At 65.6% G+C, this 5,230-nt stretch carries 3 protein-coding genes; 1 reads left to right on the top strand and 2 read right to left on the bottom strand.

Going from position 1 to position 5,230, the window contains the following annotated elements:
* Nucleotides 1–515 precede the first annotated feature (515 nt).
* Nucleotides 516–1,079, top strand: a complete 564-nt coding sequence (locus U9980_RS18185) for an NUDIX hydrolase (protein WP_322769014.1) — start codon at nucleotides 516–518, stop codon at nucleotides 1,077–1,079.
* Here U9980_RS18185 and sthA read toward each other — a convergent pair.
* Nucleotides 1,069–2,478, bottom strand: coding sequence for a Si-specific NAD(P)(+) transhydrogenase (gene sthA / locus U9980_RS18180; RefSeq protein WP_322769013.1), 1,410 nt, complete (start codon nucleotides 2,476–2,478; stop codon nucleotides 1,069–1,071). The two genes, U9980_RS18185 and sthA, sit on opposite strands and share 11 nt — an antisense overlap.
* Nucleotides 2,479–2,982: 504 nt before the next feature.
* Nucleotides 2,983–4,374 (bottom strand): class II fumarate hydratase, encoded by a 1,392-nt coding sequence (locus tag U9980_RS18175; protein WP_322752690.1) that lies wholly within the window; start codon nucleotides 4,372–4,374, stop codon nucleotides 2,983–2,985.
* Nucleotides 4,375–5,230 lie beyond the last annotated feature (856 nt).

The raw sequence follows: 5,230 nt of genomic DNA, 5'->3' as shown, positions 1-5,230 counted from the left end.
GCCTGCGCCCGCGGCTGCCGCCGCCATCCGGTACCGGCCGGATCGGGCCGAACCTGCCAGACCCTCGCGAGCGCCCAACCTGATCTCCCCCTTCATGGACCCGGGGACGTAGACACGCGATGCGTGACCGCCCCCCGGTCACCTGGATCCGCCGGCCGGACCAGTGTGGCTTTCACCACTGGTGCCGGTCACCACACCATAGGCGGCACATCCGACAGATCGCCCCGGTTGTCGTCGGGCTGTCAGCGCCGAAGGCCCCAGTCCCCAGTCCCCAGTCCCGGAATACGGACGGGATCCTGTCGGTCTGGCGACACGGGAGCGCCGGGTGCGACCCCCGGAGTCGTTTCACACCGGGCAGCTTCATGGGTAAACGCGTGCGGTCGCTGGGATGTGCCAGCTCGATTCGGGCCCGGTAGCCGCGGTGGACCTCGTGAACATGATGGAAACGGCAGCGTCCGACACGCCCCCAGCCATCCCGGAGCGGCTTCTCGCCGGTACTGTGATGTGCCGTGGCAGTGAGCAACAATGCGGTCGCCGGGGTGGTTCTCAACTACCTTGAGGAAAACCCGGGCGAACTTGAGACGGTGGGCCCCCTGGTGCTGGCCGCGATGGCCGGGCCGAGTTCGGTGACCGATCGCGCTACGATGCCGGGGCATGTCACGTGCCGTGCGGTCGTGGTCACATCCGACTGGCGGGTGTTGCATATCCACCATCGGCGCCTGGCCCGCTGGCTGCTTCCCGGGGGGCATGTCGAGGCAGTCGATCGGTCCCTGTTCGGCACAGCACTGCGTCAGCTTGCCCGGGAGACCGGAATCGCCACGAACGTTGTGATTCCGGACACTGCCCGACCGGTGGATATTGAGGCGCACATCATCCCGGCGGACAGTGCCTGGGATGAACCTGCCCATATACACTATGATGTTCGTTTTGTTCTACATGTTCCAGATGTAACGGTGTGTCTACCTTCAGGGGAGATCTCCGATCACCGATGGATACTCCTCGAGGAACTCCCCGGCATCCTGGGGGACAAGCTGCGCGTCCACAGCGCCCGATCCGGGTGGGCGCGCGTCAGCCGCTGAAGCGGGCGATGGCGCGCATCTTGTTCATCGCGTCCAATGCGGCCACCTTGTAGGACTCGGCTAGTGTCGGATAGTTGAACACGGCGTCGACCAGGTAGTCGATCGTGCCGTCACAGCCCATCACGGTCTGGCCGATGTGGACGAGCTCGGTGGCACCGGTGCCGAAGACGTGTACGCCGAGCAGTTTGCGGTCGATTGAACTGACCAGGAGTTTCAGCATGCCGTAGGAATCTCCGACGATCTGGCCTCGGGCCAGCTCCCGGTAGCGGGCAACCCCCACCTCGAACGGCACGGCCCGTTCGGTGAGCTCGTCCTCGGTGCTGCCGACATAGGAGATCTCGGGGATGGTGTAGACACCGATGGGCATCAGGTCGTGCCGCATCACATGAACGTCCTCGCCGCAGGCCGAGTAGGCGGCGAGCCGGCCCTGCTCCATGGATGTCGCGGCCAGGGCGGGGAAGCCGATGACATCCCCGACTGCGTAGATGTGATCCATCTCGGTCCGGAAATCCGAACCCACCTTGATCCGACCGCGGTTGTCGGCGCTCAGACCCGCGTTGGCGAGGTTCAGCGCCGTGGTGAGCCCCTGGCGACCGGCCGAGTACATGACGGTGTCCGCGGGCAGCCTCTTGCCGCTCTCCAGCAACGTCAACGTCCCGCCGTTGTGGCGTCCCACCGACACCACCGACTCGCGGAATCTGAATGTTACGGCAAGGTCTCGCAGATGATATTTAAGAGCTTCGACTACCTCGACGTCGCAGAAGTCGAGCATCCGGTCCCTGCGTTCGACCACTGTCACCTTCGTACCGAGCGCCGCGAACATGGATGCGTACTCGATACCGATCACACCGGCACCGACCACAACCATGGAGCCGGGAATCTTGTCGAGGGCCAGGATCTGGTCACTGTCGACCACGGTGCGGCCGTCGAAGTCGACCGTGTCCGGCCGGGCTGGCCGCGTTCCGGTCGCAATGATGATCTTTTCCGCGTGGACCCGCCGCTCGTCGACCTCGTCGGAACCCTTGATGCTGATTGTGTGCGCGTCGATGAAGCTCGCCGTACCGATGAGCAGGGTGACCCGGTTGCGGCTGAGCTGGCTGCGAATGACGTCGATCTCACGTCCGATGACATGCTGCGTGCGTGAGGACAGGTCGCCGACCGTAATGTCGTCCTTGAGTCGGTAACTCTGCCCGTACATCTCCCGCTGAGTCATGCCGGTGAGGTAGAGCACAGCCTCGCGCAGCGTTTTCGACGGGATTGTGCCGGTATTGATACAGACTCCGCCGACCATGTCACGACGGTCGACGATCGCCACCCGACGGCCCAGCTTAGCGGCGGCGATAGCCGCTTTCTGCCCACCCGGACCCGACCCGATGACGAGGAGGTCGTAATCGTACATCGTCACCTCCTCACGTAAAAGCCCCACGATCGATTACTGTGAGGCTATCCGGCCGGGAGGCCCGCGACACCTCAATCGCCAGGTTGTTACTTCTTCTTCGCGGGGGTCCTTCGCACCGGCGGGCAGCACAGCCCATTTCGGGTGATGACATGGACGCGCTCGGTGTTCACGGGTCGGGGCGGGGGGATCCGTCCGGAGCAGCCGAAAAAATCTTCCGACTGCCCGTAACCTCCACCGGATCGTGTCGTTGAACCGGGTGCGGGGGTCGTGGGGGCTTGCTGGGGGGTCTTCCACGGCCCCCGCCGTTCGCCGGCCACGAACGGTCCGGCGCCTTCCCGGCCGCTGTGATCGCACCGGTGCGGGGTCCGAGCGGGCGCTGACCCGGAGGAAATGTTCGGACCGGAAATCGGCGAGGGTATATCTCCCTTGGGGTTTCTACGGGTGAGTCGTGGGGCCGAAGAGTGCGCGATCATGTTTTTCGCGCACTCGGAGGCCTTGGGGTTTCTACGGGTGAGTCATTGACAGGACGTCCAGCGCGGCGTCCAACTGCTCTTCGGTGAGTGTGCCGGCGGCCACATAGCCGCGTTCGAGGACAACCTCCCGGATCGTCTTCTCCTCAGCCAGGGACTGCTTGGCCACCTTGGCGGCCTCTTCGTATCCGATATAGCGGTTGAGCGGCGTCACGATGGACGGAGAGGACTCGGCAAACCGCCGGCAGCGCTCGACGTCCGCCACGATGCCGTCCACGCAACGGTCCGCAAACAGTCGACTGATGGTGGACAGGATATGGATCGACTCAAGCAGGTTCCGCGCGATTACAGGCAACATCACGTTCAGTTCGAAGTTGCCCGCGGAGCCACCGAACGCAACGGCCGCGTCGTTACCGACGACCTGCGCGACAACCTGGCACACGGCCTCGGGGATGACCGGGTTCACCTTTCCGGGCATGATCGAGGATCCTGGCTGGAGGTCGGGCAGGCGGATCTCCCCGAGTCCCGCGCGCGGACCCGACGACGCCCACCGCAGGTCGTTGGCAACTTTGTAGAGGGACAGCGCGATCACCCGCAGCACACCGGACGCCTCGACCAGAGCGTCCCGGGACGCCTGGGCCTCGAAGTGGTTGCGTGCCTCCGACAGTGGCAGGCCGGTGGACGCGACCAGCTGCTCGATGACCGCCGCGGCAAAGCCCGGCGGGGTGTTGATGCCGGTGCCCACAGCGGTGCCACCCAGCGGCAGCTCACCGATCCGCGGCAGTGCGCCGTGCAGGCGCTCCACGCCGTAGCGGACCGCGGCCGCGTATCCGCCGAACTCCTGCCCGAGGGTCACCGGCGTTGCATCCATCAGGTGCGTGCGCCCGGACTTCACGACCTCGGCGAACTCGACGCTCTTGCGCTCCAACGACGTGGCCAGATGGGCAAGCGCGGGGATGAGGTCGTGGACGATCGCCTGCGTCGCGGCGACATGGATCGAGGAGGGGAACACGTCATTGGACGACTGCGAGGCGTTGACGTGGTCGTTGGGGTGCACCGGCCGGCCGAGCCGCTCGGTGGCGAGCGTCGCCAGCACCTCGTTGGTGTTCATGTTGGATGACGTCCCACTGCCGGTCTGGAATACGTCGATCGGGAAGTGCTCGTCGCAGCGCCCGTCGATGACCTCCACGGCGGCCGCGCAGATCGCAGCGGCGATCTCCGGGTCCAGGACTGCGAGCGTGGCGTTGACGGTCGCCGCGGCTGCCTTGATCTGGGCGAGCGCGGCGATGTGGGCCCGGGAGATCCGCTGGCCCGACACGGGGAAGTTCTCGACCGCACGCTGCGTCTGCGCCCGCCACCTGGCTGTGGCCGGCACCCGCACCTCGCCCATTGAGTCGTGCTCGATGCGGTAGTCCTGCTCGCTCATGTGCTCCCGCTCCCACCGGTCGTTACCCGTTCGACGGCTACCTTCCGTCCTGGAGGTTAGGGCCTGGCCGGGCCACGTGATCGAAGATCCGCCGGACAGATCGGAGCCGCCATCCGCCGCGTGGGCACGGAGTGGGCCGGGAGTGTGCAGGGCGCGCCGGTCGGGCCACTGACGGAGGCGTCGGCGGGTAGATGGTATTGATCATGATGAGATCGATCACAATTGCTCAGGCCGACCGGGCTGGTGACCCGATGTGTCGTTCATGAATCATCGACCGGACACATGTAGGCCAAATTATTTATCCGTTCGCACTGTTCGGCTGGCTGGTCAAAACGGCGCGATCACGCCTTTTCGGGTGGGGTGGACACTGGAACAACTGTCCGGCAGTTGTCGTTCCCGGCGTCGCACAGATCTCCCCGGGTTCGGCATCGTCTGGTGCTATCGTTGGCATCGACGCGGTGAATGGTAACGCGGTAAATGATAACGCGGAGAATGGTAACGCGGGGAACAGCTTCGCGGTAACGACTGGGTCGGCCGCCTGGACAGGTGAGATGGCGGCGGTCATGCGTTCCAGTCTCCGTTGTTTGCTGGCGTGCCTCGCGGCTCTGGCCGTAGTGTCGGCCACCAGTGCGTGTGGGCATGGGGATTCGGCTGTACCGGGCAGTAGTTCGGTCACCGTCCCGGGCACGTTGGATGCTTCGGTCGCGATGGTGTCGGCTGCCGCCGGGCCGCCCCTCGCCAGAGCGCTGGGTCTTGCCGGGCGCAGGGCGATCGCGTCCGTGTCCCCGACCAGCGGCTCCTCGACCGGCGACCCCGCGACCGGCGACCCCGCGACCAGCGGTTCCCCGACCGGCGG

The sequence above is a fragment of the Protofrankia sp. Cr1 genome (genome assembly GCF_963555865.1).
Lineage (GTDB): Bacteria > Actinomycetota > Actinomycetes > Frankiales > Frankiaceae > Protofrankia.
Note: the sequence above shows the minus strand (reverse complement) of the source record. Positions and strands in the feature narration are given on the sequence as shown.